Here is a 25,425-nt window from a genome sequence, read left to right as displayed (position 1 = left end):
GGAAACAGTGAGTGCTGCGAACTGGGTCGCTCACCTACTAGCGCTAAGGCGTGATGCGCTCAGCCGCAAGGAGATCGGCGAAAGTGTACGTACCGGTCGGTCGGTCGTTCTCGCCCAGCAGGTACAGCCGCTTCACGGCGACGAGGATTGCTTCGGCGATCGTGTCCCGCTCTTGGGGATCCGAGAGGATCGCCGAGTCGTGCGGGTTCGTGATGTAGCCCGCCTCGATGAGGACCACCGGCATCCGGGTCAGGCGAAGGATGCTCCACGTGCGCTCGTGTGAGCGGCAATCGAGGAAATCGGTCCGTGCAACGAGCTCTCGCTGAATGTAGCTCGAGAGGTAGCGACCGATGGTCGAGAACGAGCCGTGCGTGTTGCCGAAGTAGAAGGTGGCGACACCCTCGGCGCGATCGTTCGGGTACTCGCCGGTGCGCAGTGAGATCATCAGATCGACGTCCGCGAGATTGGCGACGCGGGCACGTTCGTCGTCAGCGGGCGCGGACTTTCCGTCGTGCGAGAGGAAGGTCTCCATGCCTGCGGCGGCCATCCGGCCTTCGAGGCGTGCACCGAGGTCCCAGAGAATCGCGGCGTCGGCGTCGGTGTTCGCACCGGGATCGATCAGGATCCGCTTGCCGGTGAGCTGAGGACCGGAGCGACGGACGTGCTCCTCCTCCCGGATGGCATGCGGGGATCCCCCGGTGATCCGGGTACCGAGGCGGGTCAGCGATCGCAGAGTGTCGGGACCGCAGATCCCATCCGACGAGAGGCCGAACTCGGTTTGGTACAGACCGACCGACGTGTGCGTCACGTCGCCGAACACTCCGTCGACGAGACCGTGGTAGAAGCCGAGATTCTGCAGACGGGACTGAAGCGTGGCGACGTCGTCGCCGGCCATGGGTGCGGAGAGACGGTAGAGAAGCACTCGGCTGCCGAGCGTGTACGAGGCCTCGCGCAGTGCGGTGTACGTGGCGTGGCCGACGATCCCGTCGACGATGAGGCCGCGCTCCTGCTGGAAGGCCCGGACTGCCCGGTCGCAGGCGTCGTCGAAGACAGCTTCCGGTGGCGACCAGGGACTCTGCTCGTCACCGGGTGCCGCGGCGGGCGTTGCCGGGAGCAGGCCGCGGGTTGCCAGGATGGCCCTGACTTCCGCAACCGGTGACCCGTGGTCGCCCAGACGCAATACCGGCATTGGAGAACCCCACTCTCTCGCATAAGGGTGACGGCCGCCGATCGCGCAGATCGACGGCCGTCACTGCACCGATTCATTCTCTCAGGTGGTCGGCGATGCCCACAAATGAAGAGCGGTATCGCGACCTAACCGTCACGTCAACCGATGACGGGTTCCAGCTCCCGGAGCAGAACGGCTTTGGGCTTGGCTCCCTGAATGGTCTTCGTGGGCTTGCCGTTCTCGAACAGGATCATGGTCGGGATCGACATGATCTGGAAATCACGGGCGATCGCCGGATTGGCATCGACGTCGACCTTGGCGACGGTGAGCTTCTCGCCGTTATCGCGTGCGATCTCGTCGAGGACGGGTGCGACCATCTTGCAGGGGCCGCACCAGGTGGCCCAGAAATCGACCAAGACGGGCTTGCTCGACTCTAGAACGTCGGACTTGAAGGTGGCGTCGGTGACGTCGACTGTGTTGGCCATGGTGTTGCTCCTTGCTGGGTGGGGGTCTGCATGCCGGAGTTCCGGTCAGGCGATGGACGACTCCGCGTCGGGGACGGCGACCGTCTGGTCGGCGAGCCAACGCTCGGCGTCGATTGCGGCCGAGCAGCCGCTTCCGGCGGCCGTGACGGCCTGGCGGTAGGTGCGATCGACGAGGTCGCCGCACGCGAAGACGCCGGGGATGTTCGTGTAGGTGCTGCGCCCGTCGACCTTCACGTAACCGTCGTCGTCCAGGTCGACCTGTCCGCTCACGAGTCCGCTGCGCGGGTCATGGCCGATCGCGACGAACATGCCGGTCGCGTCGAGGACGCTCGTATCACCGGTCACGGTGTCGGTGAGTTCGAGTTCGGCGACGGAGTTGTCGCCCTTCACGGCCGACACGGTGGCGTTGGTGACGAATTCGATCTTCTCGTTCGCGCGTGCGCGTTCGAGCATGATCTTCGACGACCGGAACTCGTCCCGGCGGTGAATCACGGTGACCTTACGAGCGAACTTGGTGAGGAAGGTGGCTTCCTCCATCGCCGAATCGCCACCGCCGATGACGGCGATGTCCTGCTCCTTGAAGAAGAAGCCGTCGCATGTGGCGCACGACGAGACGCCGCGTCCGAGGAGCTCCTGCTCGCCCGGAACGTTCAGGTAGCGGGCTGCGGCGCCCATCGCGAGGATGACGGCGCGAGCGCGGTGCACTTCCCCACCGACCTCGACCTCTTTGATGTCCCCGGTGAGACGGATCTCGTCGACCTCTTCCATGCGGAGGTCGGCACCGAAGCGGATGGCCTGCTCGCGCATCTCGTCCATGAGGTCCGGTCCCTGAATCCCCTTCTGGAATCCCGGAAAGTTCTCCACGTCGGTGGTGGTCATCAGCGCGCCCCCGAAGGAGATGCCTTCGAAGACGACAGGCGACAGTTCCGCGCGGGCCGCGTACAAAGCGGCGGTGTATCCGGCGGGACCGGATCCGACGATGATCAGGTCGTGGATCGGGGTATCGGTGTCGCTCATCTATCCTCCGTGTCGCATCTACGAGCTCGCATTCTGCGCGGGCTCAGAGTCCAACACCAGGATATGGGCTGATGTTCCCGGAGGTCAGTCTGCGTCGGATGCGAGGTCGTCGATCGTGGCGCGCAGGCGCGCTTCGACGTCGTTCGGCATCGATTCGTCCTGGTCGCCGAGGGCGTCGAGGTCTGCGGTGGTCGCATCCAGTCCGGCGATGATCTGCTGGGCCCTGTCGTCTCCTGCGCTCAAGCGCCGGACGTGGTCGGCGACGTCCTCCTCCAGGGCTCCAGCGTGCAGAGCTGCAAGCAGGTCGATGGAGAAGGGCGGCTCCGGCAGCGCGCTGCGACGCGCCCCGGCGTCTGTGTAGTCCATCGGAATCTGTGCCCTCCCATCTGACCCGTTCCGTTTCTACTTTAGTTAGACGTTGCGCGCTTCGGGCCGGTTCCGATGTCCGCTCTTCGGGCGATTCGCGCCCTCCGATCGACGGCCGATCGTCGTTCGACACACACCAGGAATGCATCTGACCTGGGGCATCGTGGTTCAACTCACACTGGTGCCGACATCCGTGGGCTGACCTGCGGTGGATCGTGGATCGAACACCCCGGAATGGCCCATCGGTAACGACATGATAACGGAATCGACACGGATTGATGTACGTTCGTTCGCAGTCCTCGATCAGGTACGGGCGGAAAGCCCTCTAGTCGCCCCGTGTGGCGGACTTTCGAGCGCACTGCTGCCCCACCCCCGATAGCCCGAGGTTTATCTACATGCATCCGAATCGCAGACGGACCAAGTCCGCGGCACTTGTCGTCGCCGGGCTGATACCGGTCGCCGGAGTACTCGCGGGTGCGTCGTCGAGCTCTACCGGGCACGTGGCGAGCCCGGAGCCGGTGCTCGCCGCAGATGTCGAGCACGTCGCGGAGAAACCTGTGGCGAAGGCGCCGGCAGAGACGCAGAAGTCGGTTCGGAAAGAATCGACGTCGGTGACCGTCTTTCCGGCTTCGGTGACCTCGGGTGAGGTCCCGAAGACGAACTTCAAGGCGTACCGGGCCGCCGAGACGACCATGGCACGAACCGATCCCACCTGCCGTATGGGTTGGAAGCTGATCGCCGGCATCGGCAAGGTCGAGTCGCACCACGCCAACTTCGGCGACGTGGATGCGGACGGCGAACTTCGGACGCCCATCTACGGCCCTGTTCTCAATGGGTCTCTCGCGGGCAACCAGGTCATCTCCGACACCGATGGCGGCAAGCTCGATGGGAACGCCGCGTACGATCGTGCTGTCGGTCCGATGCAGTTCCTGCCGTCCACCTGGAAGCACTACGGCGCAGACGGCAACGGGGACGAGAAGACAGATCCCCAGAACGTCTTCGATGCGGCGTTGACCACCGCGCGGTACCTGTGCGACGAAGGCCTGGACATGAAGGACGGCAGCGGCGAGACGCAGGCGGTGCTTCGGTACAACAACTCGATGGACTACGTCAGCAAGGTGACCGGCTTCGCCCGTAGCTACTGAGTCAGTCGTCCTCGCGCAGATGACCGAGCACGAGTGCCAGCTTCTTGCGGCCTCGGTAGCACCTGCTCTTCACCGTTCCGATCGGGATACCGAGCGTCGCGGCAGCCTCGCACACGCTGTGGCCGTACACATCGACCAGCACGATGACTGCCCGTTGCTCGGGCGGTAGGACGTCGAGCGCGCGGCCGATCGATAACGACAGGTCGATGGACCCGGTCCGATCGCGAGGGTCGATGACGGCGTCGTCGTGGTCGAGAAGCGGCATGCACTGGTGGTGCTTGTTCCGGCGCAGTCGGTCGAGGCTCGCATTGAAGACGATCCGATGCATCCAGCTGGAAACAGTTGCGTCAGAACGGAATCGGCTCGCCATCTTATGGATGGAGATGAGGGCTTCCTGAAGTGCGTCGGCAGCGTCCTCCTGGTTACCGGTCGTGCGGAGGGCCACCGCCCATAGCTTGCTGCGATGTCGGGTGAACAGTTCGGCGAACGCAGTGGATTCTCCATCTGCGTGGTCGTGCAACAGTTCCGCGTCGCTGCGGCAGTCAGTGATCCCCCGGTGCATGGGAAGAATGTAGGCGGAGGTACGTCCGGTTCGGGGGATTTCCGGCTTCTTGTGGATAACTAGATCGGAACGAGCCGGTCCGCAGAGAGATCTGTGGATCGATTGCACAACGAAGTGGGCAACGGCTGCCCGGAATCCCACGGTGCTCGATCACGTCGGACGGTGCCGACACGTCGTATCGCGACTGCTGCAGTGTCCCCTTCGGCTCATGGTGAGGCCGAGTCGCCGGAAGTGTCGCGCTGCCCGCGCAGGGGCTGTCCAACGGCGCAGCGGGGCGCCGGGGCCCACCGCGATATCCTCGACCCATGAATGACGAGCAGCCGCTGGCTCGCTGGAAGGCCGCACGGTCCATGGATCGGATCGCCGTTCCCGGCGAGCTCCAGCTCACCAAGACACATGTTGTGTTCGAGCCGAAATCCAAACGCGCACACGGTGTCCGGTTCTCCGTGTCGCTGAAGTTCGTGGCCGGAGTCGGCCGGGCACCGGGCACCGGCAAGTTGTTGAGCGGTGGCAAGCGCGATCGGCTCTGCATCACGCTGGGCGACGGATCGGAGTGGCTGTTCGTCGTCGCCGATCTCCAGAACGTGATCGACACGGTCCGGCCGAAGCTGACGAACTGACGGCTCAGCCAGGTGCGATAACGCGCTGGAACGTCGCGGTGAAGACCTCGGTCATCACGTGGTGGATCGCGTCGATCTGAAAGAGATCCGGCCCGGCGTCGGGCCCGATGGGGTCGGTGGTCGCCGTCTGCCAATCGACGAGGAGCTGGGTCAGCGCACCGATCAGTCCGATGGCCGCCAGGCGCTGCTCGGCGGTCGCGGGACCGTCTCCGGTCGCGAAGCCGAGAAGGAGCTCGGCCCACTTGTGGGTCGCGTCCAGACGCAGCTTCTCGAGCTCCGGGCTCACCCCGACGACCTCGATCGTGATGATGCGGGCGAGCCTCCGGTCATGAGCGAGGCAGTGGATGCATCCGCCGAGGGCGGTCTCCGCCAGATCGGGCACCAGTTCGGTCGGTACCGGTCCCCCGCCGACACCGACGTCGTCGAAGACCGTGGCAGCTGCGGTGAGCGTTGCGGTTCGCGCGGTGTCGACGCAGTGCTGATACACGGCACCGAGCAGCGCGGCGCGGTCGGGAAAGGACTCGTAGAAGTAGCGCTGAGTGAGACCGGCTTCGTCGCAGACTCGCTTGACCGACGCGTTCAGGTAGCCGACGGTGCCGAAGAGCTCGAGTCCCGCGGCGATCAACGACGTCCGGCGTTGCTCCTGCCGGTCATGAGCCGACAATCCGCCGTACACCCGACCGCCAGAATCGTTTCTCATTGCGGTCAATCGTAAGCGACCGGCGTACCCGCCCGGCTCGATTCGCCACGTCGTGACCAGGTGGATATCAGCTTGGCCAGACGCCCGAACTGCCTCGGCGGTACGACGCCATCACATGCGTGTCGACGATTCCCAGCGCTTCCATGAGAGCGTACGTCGTTGTCGGACCTACGAACCGGAAGCCCTTCTTACGCAACGCCTTCGATAGCGCCTTCGATTCAGGAGAGGTGGTCGGCACGTCGGCGATCGTCGAGGGTCTGGGCGTGTCCTCGGGTTGAAAGGACCACAGGAACGTCTCGAGACCGCCCTCATCACGCATTGCGATCGTCGCCTGCGCGTTGGTGATGGTGGCCTCGATCTTGGCGCGGTTGCGCACGATTCGAGCGTCATCGAGGAGACGCTCGACGTCGGCGCCGGTGAAGCGAGCGACGGCATCGGCGTCGAACCCGTGGAAAACCTCCCGGAACGCGGGCCGCTTGCGCAGGATCGTCGCCCACGACAGTCCGGCCTGGAAGCCTTCGAGGCTGAGGCGTTCGAAGTGGGCGCTCTCGCCCGAGACGGGCAGGCCCCACTCGGTGTCGTAGTAGTCCCGCATCATCCCGGGCGCTGCGCCCCATACCGTCCGCACGAGGCCGTCGTCGCAGAGGACCGCACCGTCGGGAAGGTCGGTCATCGCAGGATGACGCGGTCTATCGTCGCCTGGAATCCGCCGGGTCCCTGCGGAAGCGAGGTGAGCCAGACGATGAAGTAGGAGGCCTTGCCAGGTGATTCCACATCCAGGGTGGTCTTGCGGTCCCCTACGGTCCCGCCGCCGACCTGCTTCGTTGCGTCGAGACTCCGCGGACGTTCGGTCGCCGTGCGCAGCTCGACGTCGAAGCCGGTCGTGGGCGTCTCGATGGTCACCGACTTGACCGTTCCCGGGGACTTCAGGCGGAACATGAGCCCCAATCCGTCCTTGAGTCCGGCGAAGTCGGGAGAGCCCTGGTAGCTGTCGGTCCGCCAGGCAGGCGATTCCCCGGTCAGGAGGTGCTCGAGGTTCGGGGACGATTCGGCCGGCTGCCCCGACACGTCGAACAGGGCGACGCCGCGGGCCTCGATGGGCTCGGCAGGCGGCGGTGCCGACGGTTCCGGTTTTCCGGGTGCCTCCGGCTGCGCGGGGGCGCTCGAGGACTCCTGCGGCAGGAATGTGTCGAAGTCTCCGGCACTGTCGTCGGAGCCGAACATGTTGGTCGCCGCCACGATGATCGCGATGATCACGAACAGCACGAACAGACCGGCTCCCCAGAGCAGGGCACCGTTCCGCTTTCCTGCCTCGCCCTCACCGAGCAGCCGTTCCTTCCGGGTTCGGCTGATCGGCGCGACGGAGACAGGGGCGCCGCGGTTCTCGACGCGCGGCAGCATGTCGGTGTTCAGGTCGACGACCGTCGCCTGATCGAGGACGTGCTGAACGGTCCCGGCGGTGCGGATACCGTGGTCGCCCTGCAGGGCTCGCGTCGCTACCGCCGAGATCTCGAACGGGATCCCGGGCTGCACATCGAGTGGCGATATCGGCTGGGCGGGATTCTTCGGATCGGGCTGTGCGCTGCGCATCCCGCCGACGGTCTGGTCTGCGGTGGCCGACGTGATCACCTTCTTGCCGGTCTGCCCATCGAGGGTCCACCGGTTCAGGAGGAGTGCGTACAGGACCGCGCCGAGTCCTCGGACGTCCGACGTCCGGTCGTCGCCCGGCATGATCGCCGGGAAGGCGAGCACGGCGTCGCCATCGGTGCTGATGCGGATCCGGTCCGGGTGATCGATGGACAGGACGCCGCCTGCGCGGTGCGCGGCCTCGGCACCCGCCGCGAGAGCCCGGACGGCGCGTGCGGCGCCTGTCGCGGACGGCGAGGTCTTCGCCACCTCCGCCAGGGTCGATCCGTTGACCCATTCGGTGACCACGATGCCGCCGGAGGCGTGGCGCACGACGTCGAGCACGCGTGCCACGCCGGCTGTGTGCAGCTGTCCGAGGCGGCGTGTGCGGTGCAGGATCGCCTGCGGTCCCTCCGGCGGAGCGCCCTGGTCGGTGGGGGCCGGCGCCTTCTGGTCGGGATCGACGAAGGTGAGTCCGACCTCGCGATCGAGACCGGTGTCCTTGGCACGCCAGAAAGCCAGGCCGTGCGTGCCGCCCTGCGGCTCGAGCAGGCGGTAACGGCCGCCCGCCACTGCGGCCCCCGGAACGAGACGCGGCCCGCGCTGGTGCGCGACCGGCGTCGCGGCCGCCGCACGGGTCGGATCGTTCGACGGCCGGCGGTCGGCCTTGCCGTCGTTGGTCATGGGCGGTACTCCTCGGGGACGCTGCGGTGAAGACGACTGGGCGGCATGCGACGGCCCGGGACGGCGTCGATGCGGGGGAGGCACTGGACGACCCGGACGCACGACGGGGATGACGGTGGTCTCGCCTGCCGCACCCCCGGAGTACGCCGAGTACTCCTGCCAGGTGGCTGTTCCCCGGTCGAAGCGTCGTCGGACGTCTACTTGTCCAGCGTACGGGAACGATTCGTCACCCGAGATCCTCGGCATCTGGACGGTCATCGTCCGTGGGTCCTCGTCGTCGTCCTCCGGGATCGGAGCGGGGGCGAGCGACGGGATGAATCGGGCGATCAGCCGCATGGCGGCGCGACTGATGGACACCATGTCGGGCAGTTTGAGCGCGGTCAGCAGGAAGTAGGTGACACCCAGCACGACGATCGCGGTGATCCCCAGATAGACGACCGAACCGATCTTCCCGGCGTTCGTCGACATCCGCGCCAAGCCGGTCATCTCGGCGACGAGCCAGACCGCGAGCGCGACCATGAGGGACACGCCGAAGGTGATCAGCGACGTCCGTGCGACTTCGTTGAGCTTGGCGCCCCCGAGTGCCTTCTTCAGCAGAATGTGCCCGACGATGGCACCCACCAGGTAGCCGAGCCCGTTGGAGAGCGACAGCCAGCGGACCACGAGTTCGGGATCGTCGAACAGAACCGGTCCCAGGTAGGACGAGCCGACCTTGACGGCGGTGATGCCCAGGACCATGGCCGTCGGAGTCCAGGCGTCCTCGCGTGCGTAGAACACGCGGAGCTGGACCAGAGTCATCGCGTACGGGATGAGGGTGAAAGCACCCCATGCGAGCACCGAACCGAGCTGCGATGCGGTCTCGGCGTCGAACTTGCCGAAGTTGAAGATGGCGATGCCGATCGCGGGACCGAAGAAGGTCATGAACGCGACGACCGGAACCAGAGACAGCATCGTGAGGCGGGTGGCCAGTGACATGTCCTCGACGACGGCCGCGGTGTCCTCGGCGGCGGCGTTGCGCGACAGTCGCGGCATGATCGCGGTGAGGATCGTCACGCCCAGGACGCCGTACGGGAGCTGGAGCAGCTGCCAGTGCGTCGCGTAGGCGGAGATGCCGGCCGCGCTCGCATGGGCGGCGATGCGGTAGGTGATCACCAAGCCCACCTGCAGGATCAGCACGTAGGTGATGATGGCGACGGCCATGCCGCCGAACTGGCGCAGGCGGTCGTCGATCCCCCACTGCAACTGCAGCTGGACGCCGGCCTTCTTCAGATACGGGATCAGGATCGCCGCCTGCATCACCACGCCGAGCGTGGTGCCGATACCGAGCACCAGCAGCTTGGGGTCGGACATCCGGATCGGGTTGAGGGTGATCTCACCGGGCATCACGAAGTACAGGACGAGCGTCGTGATCTGAACGATGTTGTTCATGACCGGCGCCCACGCACCGGGTTTGAACACGCCCTTCATGTTCAGGATCGCGATGAACAGGGCAGATAGTCCGTAGAAGATGACTTCCGGGAGCAGCAGATACGCGAGCGCCGTGGCGAGACCGCGGTTCACCTCGCCGTCGCCGACGTTGAGCATGGTGAGCAGCGGCGCCGCGATGACGACGACGACAGTCGCCGCCCCCAGAATGACGACGGTGAGCGTGAAGATGCGGTTGATGAAGTCGGCGCCGCCGTCGCCGTCCTCCGATTCGGCGCGTACCAGCACCGGGATCACGATCGCGGTGAGCACCGCGCCGAGCAGCACCTCGGCGACCATGCCGGGCAGGACGTACGCGGCCTGGAAGGCCGATGCGATTGCGGGACCCAGCATTGCCAGCACCAGGACGGTGCGAACGAATCCGGTGATCCGGCTGGTCAGCGTGGCGATCGCGATGGATCCGCCGGTCCGCATGATGCTCTCGTCGGACGGCTTCTCCACCTGTTCACGCTCGGTCGTCATCCACGCCTCCCTCATCCGAGTCCCCGTGCTCGTCAACGTCGCTGACGCGTTCGGCCGCCTTGCGCTGCTGGTATCCGGCCGAGGCGAGTTCGCGTTCGCGCTCGTCTGCCTCGGGTCGGTCCTCGTCGGCCCTGTCCGGTTCGCCCCGGAACCGGTGCCACAGGCGTCGCGCCGTCAACAGGACCAGTATCACCGCTGCGCCGATGGTGATGTAGAACAACGGCTTTCCGTACGCGTTCGCGTAGATGGACAGATCGACGGGGCTGCTCAGCGGGACGTCGTTGTCGGTCACCAGTGCGATCCGGACGGTTGCCGGCTCGGAGCTCGACGCTTGAGTGGGGAGCTGCAGCTGACGGGTGCCCTGGCGGGGGATCTCGACGACTCCCATATCGCCGACGCTGATCGCATCGGGCGCGGTGATGTCGAGACGGACCTTGATGGGGAGCGCGAGCTCGTTGCGCACCACCAGCAGCAGCGGGCTGCGTTCGGAGGCCAGCGTGTACCGGCCCCCGGGGTCGAGGAGCGACACCGACTGCTGCATGTGACTCAACGTCTGCTCCACTGCGGCGAGCCGCTGCGGACGTTCGGTCCGGTACACCGTGAGATCGGTGGTCGACGGCGCCGAGATCGCACGGAGGATGTCGCCGCGCAGGGGCCAGAGGTACTGGCGCGGCGTGAACGGCAGGTCGGGACCGGATCGGAACGAGTCCTGGAGCGAACCGATGAGCCGTACGTCGCGCCGCACGTCGAAGAGGTGCTTGGACGACAGCGGGTATCCGGTCGCGGCGAGCTTGTCGACGTCTCCGGGAACGGTCAGCTCCGCGTCGCCCGACGCTCGCGGGAGTTCGCCTATGACGTCCTTGAGCGATACCGGGTCGGCGACGCCGGAGGCCACCATGAGGGCGGACGTGCCGAGGATGGCGTGCGCATCCGCGGGAGTCGGTGACCAGTAGGTGGGCGGGACGACGAAGGCGCTGCGACCGGTCACCGAGTCCTGGTCGTCGGCAGCGGAGCGGTCGCCCGTCGACGGGGGCGGAACGTCGAGCATCGGGAACGCGAGGCTCGCCGCAGCCGTCTGCCGTCGACTGGCCGCCGATTCGTCTGCCAGGTCGGGACGCTGCCATGCGGGCACGTACGTCGGGACCGCGGGCTGGCCGCCCATGCCGCCGAGGGCGGCACTCACGCCCGGGTCGTAGGTCTGCAGCGGAAATCCGCCGGATTCGTAGCGCCCGAGACGCGAGGATGCCGAGGGCCGACCGGGCGACGGCTCGACGGAGGTGGAGACGACCGCCGCGGCACTGGAACGTTCTACGCCTTCGAGCAGCGTGCGACCGCGCTCGCTGAGGGCCCCGACCGCCGGAACCGTGAGGCCGCGGACGGATGTGACGCCGAGCGTCTGATCGACGACGTCGTAGGCACCGTCGATGGCCGACTTGTTCAGATCCTCGTCGCCGATGCTCTGCAGGGAGTCGAGTCCGGCCTGCGCGTAGGGAAGCGCGGTGACGCACATGGTGGAGGCGACGTGCGACAGGCGCTGCAGCCAGCGCGCGGCGGTCTCCGAGCCGTTCCCCTCGCGCGTGTCCGCGTCCGGGTCGGCCGGGTCCTCGGTGATCACGTAGCCGTCGGCCATGCTCTGCGCGGTGTGCAGCAGGTTGGGGTCGACGGCGATGCACATCGCTTCGCGCACGTGGCGCTGGGCCGCGGACTGTTCGCGGTCGGGGTCGCCGGACTCGTCGATGCCCGCCACCGTCTCGAGTGCCTCCAGGGACGAGCCGAGACGACCGTCGGAACTGAGCGACTTCGCCATCTGATCGTTGAGAAGACGCAGGTCGGCGGTATTTCCGCCGAGGATACCCCCCGCTTGCTGCGGAGGTGCGGCGAGCGGCCAGAGGAAGGTGTAACGGGCAGGCCGCCTGTTGTTGGCGGCAACCGATCCGTCTCGCCCGAGCAGCGGGACGGGGTCCTGGCCGGTGGCCGGATCGACCCAGTTGCGGGCGCGCCCGCGATCGGATGGCAGTGACAGGACCGGCAGCATGGTGTGCGAATCGCCGATGAGCGCCTGCCCGCCGTACTCGGGGGTGCCGTTGACGTTGACGAGCAGTGGGTAGACGCCTGCCTGATCGACCTCGAGTCCGCTGCCCGACAGCGGGACCCGGAGAGTGAACTCGGCGGACTCGCCTGCGCCGAGTCGGTCGGTGACCTTCTGGAACGGGGTGCTCACGCCGTACGCGGAGGAGTCCTGGGCGAGCGAGGTCCGAAGGTCGGTGGACGATACCGCTGATCCGCGCTGCAAGCGGGCGATGACGTCGTGAATCGGCCGGTCGAAGGTATTGGTGACCCGGCCCTTCACCGTCACCGTGCGGCCGGTGGAGCTGGTGACGGTCGACGGGGTGACATCCGTCAGCGAGACGGAGGCGTAACCGGTCTCTGGTCCGTTTCCGGGGGCCGCCGACGCGCTCGACGGCTCGATGCTCGCGAACGCGAGGATGAATCCGAATGCGAGGACCACCGCGGTCAGCAGCGCGGACAGCCGTGCGCCGCGACCCATGCGGTCAGCTGTCACCGGTCGCCGGTCGCCGCGGTCGCCTCCTGCGCCGCCGGGGCTTGACCGGGGGCGGCGGCTCGTTTCGGCGCTGATTGCGGGCGGCTGCGGCTTTCTCATAATCGTTCGGTTCGGTGCGGACGCAGCTGGCCTCCGACTGTGCCAACCGACTCGGGTCACTGCGCAGATCGGCGATCACCGATTCTGCCGTCCGCGCGAGACGTCGTTCGTCAGAGTACGTGAGCCGGCGGGGCAGTTCCGTCAACGGCACCCACGCCACTTCGCTGACTTCGTAGTCCTCATCGGACAATTCGCCTCCGGTGAAGCGCAGCAGGTAGTGGTGCACCGTCTTGTGGATGCGCCGGCCTTCGCTGACGAACCAGTAATCGATCTTCCCGAGGGGCGCGATGATGGTGCCCTCGATGCCGGTCTCCTCCTCGACCTCGCGCATCGCGGTCTGCTCGGCGGTCTCCCCCGTCTCGATGTGCCCCTTCGGGAGGGACCACATGGTGCGTCCGCGGCGATCGACGCGGCCGATGAGAGCTGCTGAGAGGTCGTCGAACGGGGCCTCGATATCGGAGAGCACGAGACCGCCCGCCGATGTCTCCCGGACAGTCCGCAGCTTCGGCGCCTGGTCGGGCTCACCGGTGCGACGGTTGCCGCGACGACGGTTGCGCGGCATGGAAGCCGGCGAGTTGGACGTGTTTCCCGGGGCGCGCTGCTTGCGTGCCGCTAGATCGGACGGTTTGGGCGCCTGGTCGGTGCCGGTCTTCGCCTGGGCCGGTTCCGCAGTGCTATCGCTGCGCTTGGTCTCGGTGGGCCGGCCGGACCGACGACCCCGTCGCCGCCGGCCGCGACGGTTGCGTCGGCTGCGCGCGCTTTGCGGGTTTCCCGAGTTCTTCGCCGGTCCTGCGCCGTCACCTGTTGCCGGAGCGTCGGAGGCGACGTCCGTATGGTGCAGCGATGGTTCGGCGGACACACTCCGATGCTAGCCGCTCGTTACCGTCTGTTAGCCCAACAGGCTGATGGGGCGGGCCCTATGTCGCAGTCGGTAGGCTCTCATCCCATGACCGACAGCGCGCAGGGGAGCCGCACGAGCGACGGGGCTCGCGCCGAACGCCGCACCCGGCTGCTGGCGTCGGCCGCCGTGACTCTTCGCTCATTGAGCGATGTACTGACTCCGCTGGCTTCGAGGTTCGCCGACCGCGGTCACGAGTTGTACCTGGTCGGCGGTTCGGTACGGGACGCAGTGCTCGGGCGTCTGGGCAACGATCTCGACTTCACCACCGACGCCCGGCCCGACGTGATCGCCCAGATCCTGAAAGGGTGGGCCGACAACGTCTGGGACACAGGCATCGACTTCGGGACCCTCAGCGCACAGTTCGGTGAGCACATGGTGGAAATCACCACCTTCCGATCGGACATGTACGACCAGGTGAGCCGGAATCCGGTCGTCACCTTCGGCGACACCCTCGACGGCGACCTCATTCGCCGGGACTTCCGGGTCAATGCGATGGCGGTGCGCTTGCTTGCCGACGGCGAGCAGGAGTTCTGCGACCCGTTGGACGGCATCACCGACCTGCTGGCCGGAGTGATCGATACCCCGGCCGCTCCGGAGAACTCGTTCAACGACGATCCGCTGCGCATGCTGCGCGGTGTCCGGTTCGTGTCCCAGCTGGGCTTCGGTCTGACCGATCGGGTGCTGGCGGCCACGCGCGACATGGCCGCCCAGATCGACCGGATCACCGCGGAACGGATTCGCGTCGAACTGGACAAGATGATCTGCGGCGAGCATCCGCTGGAATGCGTCGACCTCCTGGTGGAGACCGGTCTCGCAGAGCGGGTGCTGCCCGAGATCCCCGGCATGAAGCTGACGATCGACGAGCATCACCAGCACAAGGACGTCTACCAGCATTCGCTGACCGTGCTCCGGCAGGCGATCGATCTGGAGACCGGTGATCCCGACGTCGTACTGCGGTGGGCCGCGTTGCTGCACGACATCGGCAAGCCCGCGACGCGCCGCCACGAGGACGGCGGCGGTGTCAGCTTCCATCACCACGAGGTGGTGGGCGCGAAGATGGTGCGCAAGCGGATGCGGGCGCTGAAGTACCCGAAGGCCGTCGTCGACGATGTGTCGCAACTGGTCTTCCTGCACCTGCGCTTCCACGGATACGGTGATGGCAGGTGGACCGACTCGGCGGTGCGCCGCTACGTGACCGATGCGGGGCCGCTGCTCGACCGGCTCCACAAGCTGGTGCGCGCGGACTGCACGACGCGCAATCGCCGCCGCGCCCGCAAACTGCAGGAGACGTACGACGACCTGGAGCATCGGATCGCCGTCCTCAAGGAGGCGGAGGACCTCGACCGCGTTCGTCCTGATCTGGACGGCAACGCCATCATGAATCTCCTCGACCTCCCGCCGGGTCCGCTCGTCGGTGAGGCCTGGCGCCACCTGAAGGAACTGCGCCTGGACTCCGGTCCCCTGTCCCGCGACGAGGCCGAGGCTGCGTTGAAGAAGTGGTGGGCGGAGCGTTCCGGCTCCACCTCGTGAGGAGCGACCCGATCATCTGATCGTGCACGAGGGTAGATTTGCGGGCATGTACTGCAGCGAACTCGGTGAAAAGTGGCATGCAGCTCGGGCGGAGCCGTCGATCGCGCACCTGGATGCGGCATCGGCGGGACGGTCGTCACGGGCCGTGATCGAGGCGATCAGCCTGCACCTGGAGAAAGAGGCCGTGCGGGGTTCGTACGTGGCCGCCGATGACGAGGCGGAGGCGCTGCAGCGCGGCCGACGGGACCTGGGGTCGCTCATCGGGCACACCCCGGAGGAGCTGTCGTTCCGCGACAGCGCGCGGGCCGGACTGCGCGCGATCCTGAACAGCTGGACGTTGCCGCTGTCGCCCACCGTGTGGGTCGCGAAGAACGAGTTCGGGCCCAACCTCGACGAGTTCGAGCGTCGGGACTTCGCGGTGCGCGTGCTCCCGTCGGCGGATGTCTACGGTCACGTCGATGTGGACGCGCTCGAGAACATGCTGCAGTTCGAGCAGCCGGACTTCATCCACATCTGCCACATCGGGTCGGGGAACGGCGCGGTTCAGCCGCTTCGCGAGATCGTCGAGGTGGCCCACCACGCGAGCGTGCCGGTGGTGGCCGACATGGCGCAGTCGGTCGGTCACGTGCCGACGGTAACCGGAGCCGACGTCGTGTACGGAACCTCACGCAAGTGGCTCACCGGTCCGCGTGGCGTCGGGTTCGTCGGCGTCCGAGCCGATTCGCTCGCGCAGGTGGAGGTGGAGTCGTCGGAATCGTTCATCGCGGGTCAGCTCGGCCTGGGCACCGCGGTGTCCGAGATCCTCGACCTGGGTCAACAGCAGGTGTTCCGGGAACTCGCGTCGATCGGCCGGATCGCTCGTGAACGGCTGCACGGCATCGGCAGCTGGGAGGTCATGGAGCCGGTCGACGAACCGTCCGCTCTGGTCACCCTCGCGGCTCCACCCGGGTGGGGGGCGGCCGACGTGGCCGCAGCCCGGGACAAGCTTCTCGAGACCGGGATCCTGGTGACCGCGGCCGACTCCTGGCGTGCGCCGTTGCTGGCGGGGCACTCGATGCTGCGTGTGAGCCCGCACCTGGACGTGCGGCGCGAGCAGCTCGACGAACTGGCCACGACCATCCGCACGATGGGTTACTGAACCGGGCGATCGACGCGCTCCTCCGACGTGCCCCTCCGACACGCCGGTTGCCTGTGGAACGCGTGCGTGCGGGCCGGCGTCCTACCGGTATGGACCCGGTCATCGAGTACGGCTTCGGCACCGGCGACGACGACCTGTCGACGTGGCGTTCGCCCGCCGACCTGGACCTCGACGGCGACGGTGTACTCGACGCGGTGGCGCTCGACTTCGACGGCGACGATCGCACCGACGATGCGATGTGGGATTCCGACGGCGACGGCGCGGCCGACAGGTCCGTTCTCGATCTGGACGATGACGGAGTACGCGAGTCCGGCTTCGTCGATGACGGATCCGGACTCTGGGCTCGAGTCGCCGGTGCGCCGACGGACAGCGATCGCGGGGAGCCGGCGCCGACGACGACGCCGCACGAGTCGGTTCTCGACACCGATGGCGACGGGACGGCAGACACCGTTCTGGCCGACACGGATGGGGACGGATACGCGGACACTCACCGGCCGGTCCCCCGCCCGTGATCGGGATGTTCCCGGTGACCGGTGCCGCACCGACCGTCAGTGCAGGTCGAGGATGCGCTCCTCGCGGTCGACCGCATGACGTGAGGGGCCTTCGACGGCGACCGGGTCGGACTGCCACACGAACACGGCACCGGCGAGATACAGGACACTGCCGGCGACGATCAGCGGCACCGAGAACCCGTCGGCGGGGATCATCAGCGCTGCGACGAAGATCGCGCTGACGAACGCGGAGTTGAACACCGCGTCCTGGACCGCGAACACCTGGCCGCGGTACGAGTCGGGGATGTCGCACTGCATGGCGACGTCTCCGCACAGTTTGACGGTCTGGCCCACCAGGCCGAGAAGCAGCGCTGCGACGAGGACTGTCGACGCGGTGAGCGGCCACAGGAGGATCTCGGCCAGAGCGCCGACGCACAGCAGCGTCACGACCGTCCGCCGTCGGCCGAAGCGATGCACCGCCCACGGGGTGCTGATCGCAGCCAGGAGCGCACCGACGGCGACGACACCGCCGATGACGCTCATCGCCTGGACGTCCTTACCGAGCGGGCCGCCGATGTCGAAGCTGCGCACCACCAGTAACAGCATCAGGGTGTTCATCCCGAACACGATCCGGTGGACCCCGATCGCACTGAGGACGATGCCGACGCTCGGGTGCCGGGCGACCGCCCGTGCCCCGTGCGAGAGCCCGTGCCCCACCGAGTAGAGAGCGGAGCGGCCTGCACCGTCCGGGCGTTCGGGGCCGAGGCGTCTCGCGGCGAAGGTGGACGCGAGCGCGCCGGAGGCGAGGGCGAACACGGATCCGGCGAGGAGGGTCGCTCCCGATCCCCCGTTGTCGGCGCCGAAGATCATCCGGAGAACCGTCGATACGGCGGCACCCGCCGCCAGCATCCCGGCGCCGAGGGTGGTGAAGACGGCGTTCATCTCGATGATGACCGACGGCTTCGCCACGTGCGGCAGTCCGGCCGACAGGCCCGACGACACGAATCTGCTGCAGCCGGTCACCATCAGTGCCGCCAGCAGGACCGCGGTGTCGGGAACGTCCGAGCTCATCGTGATCGCGACGAGCACGATCGCCAGGGCTCGGAGGACGTTCACCCAGACGAGGACCCGGCGGCGATCCCAGTGGTCGAGCATCGCGCCCGCGAACGGTCCGAGCACCGAGTACGGCAGCAGCAGCACGGCGAACCCGCCGGCGATCGCCAGCGGATCGGTGTGCCGATCGGGGTTGAAGAGAATGGAGAACGCGAGCGCGGCCTGGAAGGAGCCGTCGCTGAGCTGACTCAGGACGCGCACTCCCAGCAGACGGAGGAGGCCCGGAGACTTGACCTGCTCCCAGAAACTCACTCGTCGATCCTACCGACGAGAACCGTTGCGGCCGGATGGACCGACGAACGTCACATCACCGGACCAGGCTTCGGGCGGCCGCGCGGCAACCTGCTCCCCCGCCTGTGATGTCATGATGAGATGGTGTCCGGCGGCGAGTTCACTCACGAGCAGCATGAGGTTGCCCCCGGAGCACTGCTGATCGCCTCGACCGCCCTGTCGGGTCCCACGTTCGCGCGGGCCGTCGTCTACGTCATCGAGCACGACGAGCAGGGCACCCTCGGTGTGGTGGTGAACCGCAGGAGCGACGCCGCTGTCCACAACGTGCTGCCCCGCTGGGCGGAGCTCGCGGCCAGTCCGCGTGCCGTGTACGTCGGCGGTCCGGTCGGTACGTCGTCGGCCCTGTGCCTGGGCGTGGCGAAGACCGGGATCGATGTCGCGAGGCAGCCGAAGCTGCACCAGGTGCGCGGTCCGGTCGCCATGGTCGATCTGGACGCCGATCCCGACGAGCTCTCCGAGGTTCTGTCCGGCGTCCGGATCTTCGCCGGTTATGCGGGGTGGGAGTCCGGTCAGCTCGAGGAGGAGATGGCCGAGAACAGCTGGATCGTCGCACCCGGGCTGCCGACCGACCTGCTCGCAGCTCCCTCGGTGGACGTGTGGCAGCGGGTGCTGCAACGACAGCCGTGGCCACTGCCCCTGTTCGCCACGTATCCGATGCGACCGGAAGACAACTGACGGCCGCGCCGTTGCAGCAGGCATGCAATCCATCACCGACTGGTTGACGACGCTGATCGACGCGGCGCCGGCCGGGGCGGTGTACGCGGTCGCCTTCGCAGCGCTGTACCTGGAGACGTCGGTGATCGTGGTCGGGCTCGTGCTGCCCAGTGAGGGCCTGCTCATCGCTGCCGGTGTGCTGGCCGCCATCGGCCCACCGAACATCGGGATACTCGTCGCCGGCTGCGGGCTGGCGGCGATCCTCGGTGACTGGACCGGCTACCTGGTCGGTCGAGGATTCGGGCCGAGGTTGGCGGCGAGCCGGATGGGCAAGCGGATCGCGCGGCGCACCGTGCGAGCCAGGCACCGGACACCGAATCCGAACGACGCGGTCGTCGTGGTCGCCGCGGCGCGCTGGGTCGGTTTCGTGCGCAGCGTGATTCCGCTCGTCGCCGGGGCGCGCGGAATGCCGTTCGCCAGGTTCGCCCTGGCCAGCGCGATCGGCGCAGTCAGTTGGACGGCGACCGTCCTGCTCGTCTCGTACGGGGTGGGAGCGACGCTGGGCGCGGAGGTCGCCCTCTACGTGGCGGTCGCAGTGGGGCTGGCGTCGGTCGGGTTCCTGATCTATCGGCGGTCACGGTCCGGTCAGGAGAGAACCGGGTCGGACTTCTCGTAGCGACCCGCGAGCCATGAGCACATCACCAGCTGGATCTGGTGGAAGATCATCAGCGGCAGCACGATGTAGCTGACCACCGGGCCGGCGAAGAGCACGGTGGCCAGCGGCAGGCCGGTTGCGAGGCTCTTCTTGGTGCCGCAGAACTGAATGGCGATGACGTCGACGCGTTCGAACCCCATCCGTTTCGGCACCCACGCGGTGATCGCCAGCATCACGCCGACGAACACGGTGGAGACGATGCAGACGATGATCACGTCGACGGCACTGACCACGGACCACATGCCGGACACGACGCCCTCGCTGAACGCCACGTAGACGACCATGACGATGGACCCGCGGTCCACGTACTTCGTCGGTTGCGCGTACTTCTTCAGGAAGGGCGTGACCAGCGGTCGAGCCAACTGCCCGACGATGAACGGCACCAGGATCTGCAGAAGGATCTCGAGAATCGCCGACCCGGTGATGTGTACGCCGGATGCATTGCTCATGACGAGCACCACGAGCAGCGGGGTGAGGAACACACCGAGCAGGTTCGACGCGGAGGCGCTCACGATCGCGCCCGCCACGTTTCCGCGGGCGATCGAGGTGAATGCGATCGAGGACTGCACCGTCGACGGGACGAGCGTCAGATACAGGAATCCCTGCGCGAGGTCATCGCCGATCAACGGCGCCAGCAACGGTGCGATGCCGAGCCCGATGATCGGGAACAGGACGAAGGTGAAGGTCAGGATCGTGCCGTGCAGACGCCAGTGGGTCAGACCCTCCAACGCCTCACGTGGGTGCAGCCGCGCGCCGTACAGGAAGAAGAGCAGTGCGATCAGGCCGGTGACGACCCAGTCGAGGGCCTCGGCGACCCCTCCCTCGGCGGGCAGGAACGCCGCGACCACAACCGCGAGCAGGATCGACAGCACGAAGCCGTCGATGGGAGATTTCTCCAGGAGCTTCCGCATCGGTTCAGTGCGCGGTGCCGGTGGTCTTCGCGTCCGGGGTCGCCTCAGTGGTGCACATGCCCTGCAGCGCACAGGAGCCGCAGCTGGATGCACCGCAGTCCGACGCGGGGTCGTCGGCGCAGCCGCCCTCGTCGTGATCGGCGGCGGCGTCGTGCGACGATCCCGAGCAGCAGCCGCAACCGCCTGACTCCTCCGCGTCGGGCACGGTCGCGGCGATGCGCATGCCGAGTCCGGCGACCACCGAGACGATCACGAGGCCGACCAGGACCGCGCCGAAGCCGAGAACGAAGCCCCACCGGCCACCGAACGCGAGGACACCGCCGATCAGCAGCACCAGCGCGGCGCCGAGGAATCCCGGCGCGGCCACCTTGTTGCCGAGAGCGAACGCCTCCTCCGATTTCATCGTCTGGTCCGACCGGACGCCGAACCAGCGGTTCCGCTTGAGACGTCCGGTGAGCGCGGCACCGCCGACGCACGCCCACAGCACAGCGAGGGCCAGCGCGACGATCGCGGAGACGATGGACAGGAGTTGCACGATGAACACTGTACGTCGCCAGGTCAGGCAGTTTCGAATCGCGAACCGGTAGGACCAACGGGTCACTCCGGAGGCATTCGACCTGCGCTGCCGTCGGCCGGAACCGCGCGTCGTCGGCGCACTCGCTTTTGAGGCCCGAACAGGAACGATTTACCCTGGTCGAGTGACTTCCGCTGATTCCTCGCCCCGCCCTTCCGAGCCTGTGTCGGGCCGCCCCGCCGAGTCCGCGCCCGGACATCGGTACACGGCCCGCGCCGCGGGTGAGATCGAATCCCGGTGGCAGGAGTACTGGACGGCCAACGGCACGTTCAACGCACCCAATCCGGTTGGCCCCCTGTCCGGTGATTTCAGCGGGTTCGCGGGCCCGCAGGCCGACGCCGCCGACAAGCTGTTCGTGCAGGACATGTTCCCGTACCCGTCGGGTGCGGGTCTGCACGTCGGGCACCCGCTCGGCTTCATCGCGACCGACGTCTTCGCCCGCTACCAGCGGATGTCGGGGCGAAACGTGCTGCACACCATGGGCTTCGACTCGTTCGGTCTGCCGGCCGAGCAGTACGCGGTGCAGACGGGCACGCACCCGCGCACCACGACCGACGCCAACATCGAGCGGTATCTCGCGCAGATCCGACGCCTCGGCCTCGGCCATGACGAGCGTCGCCGGGTGGCGACCACCGACGTCGAGTTCTACCGCTGGACCCAGTGGATCTTCCTGCAGATCTACAACTCGTGGTTCGACGCCGACCAGGGCAGGGCCCGTCGTATCGCCGAGCTGGTGGAGGAGTTCGCCTCCGGCTCGCGCGCCCTCGAGGACGGGCGGGCGTGGGCCGACCTGTCCCCCGCCGACCGCAACGAGGTCCTCGACTCGCATCGTCTGGTGTACCTGAGCAACTCGCTGGTCAACTGGTGCCCCGGGCTGGGCACCGTGCTGGCGAACGAGGAGGTCACCGCCGACGGACGCTCCGAGCGCGGCAACTTCCCCGTGTTCCGGAAGAACCTGCGCCAGTGGATGATGCGGATCACCGCGTACTCCGATCGCCTCATCGACGACCTCGACCTGCTCGACTGGCCGGAGAAGGTCAAGACGATGCAGCGGAACTGGATCGGCCGTTCGCGCGGTGCACAGGTGAGCTTCGCGGTGACCGGTGCGGACGCAGCCATCGAGGTGTTCACCACTCGCCCCGACACGCTGTACGGCGCGAGCTACATGGTGCTGGCGCCCGAGCACGAGCTGGTCGACCGGATCGTCGCCGGTTCCTGGCCGGAGGGCACCGACGAGCGCTGGACCGGCGGAGCCGCCGACCCGGCGACGGCCGTCGCCGACTACCGCGCGTCGATCGCCGCCAAGAGCGATCTGGAGCGTCAGGAGAACAAGGAGAAGACCGGTGTCTTCACCGGCGCCTTCGCGACCAACCCGGTCAACGGCGCTCAGGTCCCGGTGTTCATCGCCGACTACGTGCTGATCGGCTACGGCACCGGCGCCATCATGGCGGTGCCCGCGCACGACTCCCGTGACTACGAGTTCGCCAACGCGTTCGGGCTGCCGCTGCTCGAGGTGATCGGTTCGGAAGAGGGCATCGCGGAGGCCGCCTTCACCGGTGAGGGTCCGCTCGTGAACTCCGGGTTCCTCGACGGGATGAACGTCGACGACGCCAAGGCGGCGATGACCGAACGCCTCGAAGCGGACGGCACCGGCACCGGCACCATCCAGTACAAGCTGCGCGACTGGCTGTTCGCCCGCCAGCGGTACTGGGGCGAGCCGTTCCCCATCGTGTACGACGCGGATGGTGCCCCGCACCCGCTGCCCGAGTCGATGCTGCCCATCGAACTGCCGGAGGTGGCCGACTACGCGCCCGTCGCCTTCGATCCCGACGACTCCGACAGCGAGCCGTCTCCCCCGCTGGCCAAGGCCACCGATTGGGTGAGTGTGGAGCTCGATCTGGGCGACGGTGTGCAGACCTACACGCGCGACACCAACGTCATGCCGCAGTGGGCCGGCAGCTCCTGGTACCAGCTTCGCTACATCGACCCGACCAACGACGAGACTCTCTGCGCCAAGGAGAACGAGGCGTACTGGATGGGTCCGCGCCCCGAGGTTCACGGCGAGAACGATCCGGGCGGACTGGACCTGTACATCGGCGGCATGGAGCACGCGGTCCTGCACCTGCTCTACTCGCGGTTCTGGCACAAGGTGCTGTTCGACCTGGGCTACGTGACCAGTGTCGAGCCGTACCGCCGCCTGTTCAACCAGGGCATGATCCAGGCCTACGCCTACACCGATTCGCGTGGCGTCTACGTGCCGGCTGACGAGGTCGTCGAGCGGGACGGGAAGTTCTACTTCGGCGATGAGGAGGTGTCGCAGGAGTACGGGAAGATGGGCAAGTCGCTCAAGAACTCCGTCACCCCGGACGACATCTGCGCCGACTACGGTGCCGACACCCTCCGCGTCTACGAGATGGCGATGGGTCCGCTCGACCAGTCGCGTCCGTGGGCCACCAAGGACGTCGTCGGTTCGCAGCGCTTCCTGCAGCGTGTGTGGCGTCTCGTCGTCGACGAGGAGTCGGGCGCGGCGCGCGTCACCGATGCGGAACCCGATACCGAGACGCTGAAGGCCGCGCACAAGACGACCGAGGGCGTCCGCGACGATTTCGCGAACCTGCGCACCAACACCGCGGTCGCGAAGTTGATCGAGCTGACAAATCACCTCACCAAGACGTACCCGGACGGCGCGCCGCGCGCCGCCGTCGAACGCGTCGTGCTGATGCTCGCTCCCCTGGCGCCGCACCTGGCGGAAGAGCTGTGGAGCAGGCTCGGCAACGAGGGGTCGCTGGCGCACGGGCCGTTCCCCGAGGTGGACGACCAGTACCTGACCGAGGATTCGGTCGAGGTTCCGGTGCAGGTCAAGGGAAAGGTGCGCAGTCGCATCAACGTGGCGGCCGACGCCGACGAAGCGACGGTCGTCGCCGCCGCGCTCGCTGACGAGAAGATCGCGGCGCTCCTCGACGGTGAGCCGCGAAAGGTGATCTACGTGCCCGGCCGCATGGTGAACGTCGTTCCGTGAACGGCGGAGAAGATCAGATCGTGATCCGCTTCTGCTCCCCCACGCCGAAGAAGCCGTCGACGGCGAGAGTGGCCCTCTCCCCGTGGATGACGCCCTCGAACCAGCCGTAGGGCGCGTAGTACTCGGCGAGGAGCTTGGCGGGTCCGACGTGCATGGTCGACTGAACGGTCGGGGTGAACGTCACGTCCACGGCTCCGGCGGCATCCCGGATATTCCACCGTCCCCACGGCCCGTCCGGACGCTCGAAGTCGACGGGTGGCAGCCGGTGCACCCGATCGCCGATCCAGATGGCGTTCTCGTTGTGGGTCTCCGGATCGCGAACCTGGTTGTCGGTCAAGTTGAAACCCTCGATGCGGCCGGTCGCCCCGCGTCGCGCTGCGGTGACCCAGTCGTACTTCATCGGCCGCGGGTAGTCGCCGTGGTGATCGTCGAGGATCAGGAACGAGGAGTCGTCGTCGAAGCCGACGCGGTCGTCGCCGAGGACGAGCGAACCGGTCATCGGCATCATCGCCTTGTGCGAGTAGAGAGCATCGCTGTCGCCGAACGGATGGATGATCACCAGGTGCGCGGCGGACTTCTTCCGGGCGTCACCGGTGGCATGCAGCGAGAGCGACGGGGAGTCGCCTTCGGCGCCGCGCGTCGCGTCGACGGTGATCGCGTCGTTCGAGAGGTCGTTCCCGATCTCGATGCGCAGACCCGAGAAGTCCCCGCGCGATGTGGTTCCGGACAGCCCGCGCGCCACCGACAGCAAAGGGGTGGGCAGCTTGGTCTCGAAGCGGCGGATCGTCGCGGCGTGCTTGTCGACCACGAGGACCTGGAGGAGCCCGATCGACTTCGCGTTGTACACCGCGCCGAGGACGAACCAGTCGTCGTCGCCGAGCTGGAACGCCTCCCATTCCTTGAGGCCCAGATCGCGCACGGCGCGACGCGGGGCGCCGAGCAGTCCCCCGCCCGCGGCGTCCAGCGGGTTGATGGACGGAACAGGTCCGTCGTAGGTGCCGAAGTTGTATCGCCCGCCGGTCACGAGTTCGGTCGGCGGCGCGGTGCGCGGCGGCGGATACGTCGGGTGCGATCTCACGTGCAGACCGTATCGCGGATGTGCGCGA

At 67.4% G+C, this 25,425-nt stretch carries 21 protein-coding genes and 1 pseudogene; 8 read left to right on the top strand and 14 right to left on the bottom strand.

Annotated elements, in window-relative coordinates; all coding sequences use genetic code 11:
- Positions 1-43: 43 nt before the first annotated feature.
- The 4 genes and pseudogenes from FO044_RS14905 to FO044_RS14890 form a co-directional block, all read right to left on the bottom strand.
- Positions 44-1,189, bottom strand: coding sequence for an N-acetylmuramoyl-L-alanine amidase (locus FO044_RS14905; protein WP_132992620.1), 1,146 nt, complete (start codon positions 1,187-1,189; stop codon positions 44-46).
- A gap of 137 nt (positions 1,190-1,326) precedes the next feature.
- Positions 1,327-1,665: pseudogene (gene trxA, locus FO044_RS14900) on the bottom strand (thioredoxin); the annotation flags it as partial.
- Between the two features lie 33 nt (positions 1,666-1,698).
- On the bottom strand, positions 1,699-2,670 hold the full coding sequence (trxB, locus tag FO044_RS14895; RefSeq protein WP_132992618.1) for a thioredoxin-disulfide reductase: 972 nt from the start codon (positions 2,668-2,670) through the stop codon (positions 1,699-1,701).
- A gap of 84 nt (positions 2,671-2,754) precedes the next feature.
- Positions 2,755-3,036, bottom strand: coding sequence for a hypothetical protein (locus tag FO044_RS14890; protein WP_132992617.1), 282 nt, complete (start codon positions 3,034-3,036; stop codon positions 2,755-2,757).
- A gap of 389 nt (positions 3,037-3,425) precedes the next feature.
- On the opposite strand from FO044_RS14890, the gene FO044_RS14885 reads away from it, so the two are divergent.
- Entirely contained in the window at positions 3,426-4,181 is a 756-nt protein-coding gene (locus FO044_RS14885; protein ID WP_412917609.1) for a lytic transglycosylase domain-containing protein, read from the top strand.
- 1 nt (position 4,182) lies between these two features.
- Here the strand turns inward: FO044_RS14885 and sigM are convergent, their stop codons facing one another.
- Positions 4,183-4,743, bottom strand: coding sequence for an RNA polymerase sigma factor SigM (gene sigM, locus FO044_RS14880; RefSeq protein WP_132992615.1), 561 nt, complete (start codon positions 4,741-4,743; stop codon positions 4,183-4,185).
- A 305-nt stretch (positions 4,744-5,048) separates the two neighbouring features.
- Between sigM and FO044_RS14875 the strand changes: the two genes are divergently transcribed.
- Positions 5,049-5,363, top strand: a complete 315-nt coding sequence (locus FO044_RS14875) for a hypothetical protein (RefSeq protein WP_132992614.1) — start codon at positions 5,049-5,051, stop codon at positions 5,361-5,363.
- A 4-nt stretch (positions 5,364-5,367) separates the two neighbouring features.
- Here the strand turns inward: FO044_RS14875 and FO044_RS14870 are convergent, their stop codons facing one another.
- The 5 genes from FO044_RS14870 to FO044_RS14850 form a co-directional block, all read right to left on the bottom strand.
- Positions 5,368-6,063: a TetR/AcrR family transcriptional regulator gene (locus FO044_RS14870; protein WP_132992613.1), complete on the bottom strand. Its 696-nt coding sequence runs from the start codon at positions 6,061-6,063 to the stop codon at positions 5,368-5,370.
- A 67-nt stretch (positions 6,064-6,130) separates the two neighbouring features.
- A complete protein-coding gene (locus FO044_RS14865; RefSeq protein ID WP_132992612.1) occupies positions 6,131-6,736 on the bottom strand; it encodes a DNA-3-methyladenine glycosylase I in 606 nt (201 codons plus the stop codon).
- Positions 6,733-10,320: a murein biosynthesis integral membrane protein MurJ gene (locus FO044_RS14860; RefSeq protein WP_132992611.1), complete on the bottom strand. Its 3,588-nt coding sequence runs from the start codon at positions 10,318-10,320 to the stop codon at positions 6,733-6,735. Before FO044_RS14860 ends, FO044_RS14865 begins: the two co-directional genes overlap by 4 nt.
- Positions 10,304-12,868, bottom strand: coding sequence for a DUF6049 family protein (locus tag FO044_RS14855; RefSeq protein ID WP_235831377.1), 2,565 nt, complete (start codon positions 12,866-12,868; stop codon positions 10,304-10,306). Before FO044_RS14855 ends, FO044_RS14860 begins: the two co-directional genes overlap by 17 nt.
- Before the next feature lie 4 nt (positions 12,869-12,872).
- Entirely contained in the window at positions 12,873-13,841 is a 969-nt protein-coding gene (locus FO044_RS14850) for an NUDIX hydrolase (protein WP_132992609.1), read from the bottom strand.
- 87 nt (positions 13,842-13,928) lie between these two features.
- Here FO044_RS14850 and FO044_RS14845 point away from each other — a divergent pair, with 87 nt between their 5' ends.
- From FO044_RS14845 to FO044_RS14835, 3 genes are all read left to right on the top strand, one after another.
- Positions 13,929-15,413: a CCA tRNA nucleotidyltransferase gene (locus FO044_RS14845; protein WP_143965940.1), complete on the top strand. Its 1,485-nt coding sequence runs from the start codon at positions 13,929-13,931 to the stop codon at positions 15,411-15,413.
- 46 nt (positions 15,414-15,459) lie between these two features.
- Positions 15,460-16,551 (top strand): aminotransferase class V-fold PLP-dependent enzyme, encoded by a 1,092-nt coding sequence (locus FO044_RS14840; RefSeq protein WP_143965939.1) that lies wholly within the window; start codon positions 15,460-15,462, stop codon positions 16,549-16,551.
- A gap of 89 nt (positions 16,552-16,640) precedes the next feature.
- Positions 16,641-17,063 carry a hypothetical protein gene (locus FO044_RS14835; RefSeq protein ID WP_143965938.1) on the top strand — a complete coding sequence of 141 codons (423 nt, stop codon included), beginning with the start codon at positions 16,641-16,643 and terminating at the stop codon, positions 17,061-17,063.
- 36 nt (positions 17,064-17,099) lie between these two features.
- Here FO044_RS14835 and FO044_RS14830 read toward each other — a convergent pair whose 3' ends face one another.
- A complete protein-coding gene (locus FO044_RS14830; protein WP_143965937.1) occupies positions 17,100-18,407 on the bottom strand; it encodes an MFS transporter in 1,308 nt (435 codons plus the stop codon).
- Positions 18,408-18,527: 120 nt separating this feature from the next.
- Between FO044_RS14830 and FO044_RS14825 the strand changes: the two genes are divergently transcribed.
- Together FO044_RS14825 and FO044_RS14820 are read left to right on the top strand one after the other, a co-directional pair.
- Entirely contained in the window at positions 18,528-19,121 is a 594-nt protein-coding gene (locus FO044_RS14825) for a YqgE/AlgH family protein (RefSeq protein ID WP_186290561.1), read from the top strand.
- Between the two features lie 22 nt (positions 19,122-19,143).
- Complete coding sequence (locus FO044_RS14820; protein WP_132992604.1) at positions 19,144-19,776, top strand: DedA family protein; 633 nt, start codon at positions 19,144-19,146, stop codon at positions 19,774-19,776.
- On the opposite strand, the gene FO044_RS14815 is transcribed toward FO044_RS14820, so the two are convergent.
- Both FO044_RS14815 and FO044_RS14810 read right to left on the bottom strand, forming a co-directional pair.
- Complete coding sequence (locus FO044_RS14815) at positions 19,746-20,726, bottom strand: bile acid:sodium symporter family protein (RefSeq protein WP_132992603.1); 981 nt, start codon at positions 20,724-20,726, stop codon at positions 19,746-19,748. The two genes, FO044_RS14820 and FO044_RS14815, sit on opposite strands and share 31 nt — an antisense overlap.
- A 4-nt stretch (positions 20,727-20,730) precedes the next feature.
- Positions 20,731-21,261, bottom strand: coding sequence for an SdpI family protein (locus FO044_RS14810; protein WP_143965936.1), 531 nt, complete (start codon positions 21,259-21,261; stop codon positions 20,731-20,733).
- Positions 21,262-21,424: 163 nt separating this feature from the next.
- Here FO044_RS14810 and leuS point away from each other — a divergent pair, with 163 nt between their 5' ends.
- Positions 21,425-24,319 carry a leucine--tRNA ligase gene (leuS, locus tag FO044_RS14805; protein WP_186290560.1) on the top strand — a complete coding sequence of 965 codons (2,895 nt, stop codon included), beginning with the start codon at positions 21,425-21,427 and terminating at the stop codon, positions 24,317-24,319.
- A gap of 13 nt (positions 24,320-24,332) precedes the next feature.
- On the opposite strand, the gene FO044_RS14800 is transcribed toward leuS, so the two are convergent.
- Positions 24,333-25,397, bottom strand: a complete 1,065-nt coding sequence (locus FO044_RS14800) for a DUF2804 family protein (protein WP_244945780.1) — start codon at positions 25,395-25,397, stop codon at positions 24,333-24,335.
- Between the last annotated feature and the right edge of the window lie 28 nt (positions 25,398-25,425).

This window comes from Gordonia zhaorongruii, from assembly GCF_007559005.1.
In the GTDB taxonomy this organism is placed as follows: domain Bacteria; phylum Actinomycetota; class Actinomycetes; order Mycobacteriales; family Mycobacteriaceae; genus Gordonia; species Gordonia zhaorongruii.
This window is presented reverse-complemented; position numbering and strand designations above follow the sequence as displayed.

Bases quoted from the DNA above. Each gene is read 5' to 3' on its own strand.
- FO044_RS14905 (WP_132992620.1), bottom strand. From the start codon at position 1,189: ATGCCGGTATTGCGTCTGGGCGACCACGGGTCACCGGTTGCGGAAGTC.
- trxB (WP_132992618.1), bottom strand. From the start codon at position 2,670: ATGAGCGACACCGATACCCCGATCCACGACCTGATCATCGTCGGATCC.
- FO044_RS14890 (WP_132992617.1), bottom strand. From the start codon at position 3,036: ATGGACTACACAGACGCCGGGGCGCGTCGCAGCGCGCTGCCGGAGCCG.
- sigM (WP_132992615.1), bottom strand. From the start codon at position 4,743: ATGCACCGGGGGATCACTGACTGCCGCAGCGACGCGGAACTGTTGCAC.
- FO044_RS14875 (WP_132992614.1), top strand. From the start codon at position 5,049: ATGAATGACGAGCAGCCGCTGGCTCGCTGGAAGGCCGCACGGTCCATG.
- FO044_RS14870 (WP_132992613.1), bottom strand. From the start codon at position 6,063: ATGAGAAACGATTCTGGCGGTCGGGTGTACGGCGGATTGTCGGCTCAT.
- FO044_RS14865 (WP_132992612.1), bottom strand. From the start codon at position 6,736: ATGACCGACCTTCCCGACGGTGCGGTCCTCTGCGACGACGGCCTCGTG.
- FO044_RS14860 (WP_132992611.1), bottom strand. From the start codon at position 10,320: ATGACGACCGAGCGTGAACAGGTGGAGAAGCCGTCCGACGAGAGCATC.
- FO044_RS14855 (WP_235831377.1), bottom strand. From the start codon at position 12,868: ATGGGTCGCGGCGCACGGCTGTCCGCGCTGCTGACCGCGGTGGTCCTC.
- FO044_RS14845 (WP_143965940.1), top strand. From the start codon at position 13,929: ATGACCGACAGCGCGCAGGGGAGCCGCACGAGCGACGGGGCTCGCGCC.
- FO044_RS14840 (WP_143965939.1), top strand. From the start codon at position 15,460: ATGTACTGCAGCGAACTCGGTGAAAAGTGGCATGCAGCTCGGGCGGAG.
- FO044_RS14835 (WP_143965938.1), top strand. From the start codon at position 16,641: ATGGACCCGGTCATCGAGTACGGCTTCGGCACCGGCGACGACGACCTG.
- FO044_RS14825 (WP_186290561.1), top strand. From the start codon at position 18,528: ATGGTGTCCGGCGGCGAGTTCACTCACGAGCAGCATGAGGTTGCCCCC.
- FO044_RS14820 (WP_132992604.1), top strand. From the start codon at position 19,144: ATGCAATCCATCACCGACTGGTTGACGACGCTGATCGACGCGGCGCCG.
- FO044_RS14815 (WP_132992603.1), bottom strand. From the start codon at position 20,726: ATGCGGAAGCTCCTGGAGAAATCTCCCATCGACGGCTTCGTGCTGTCG.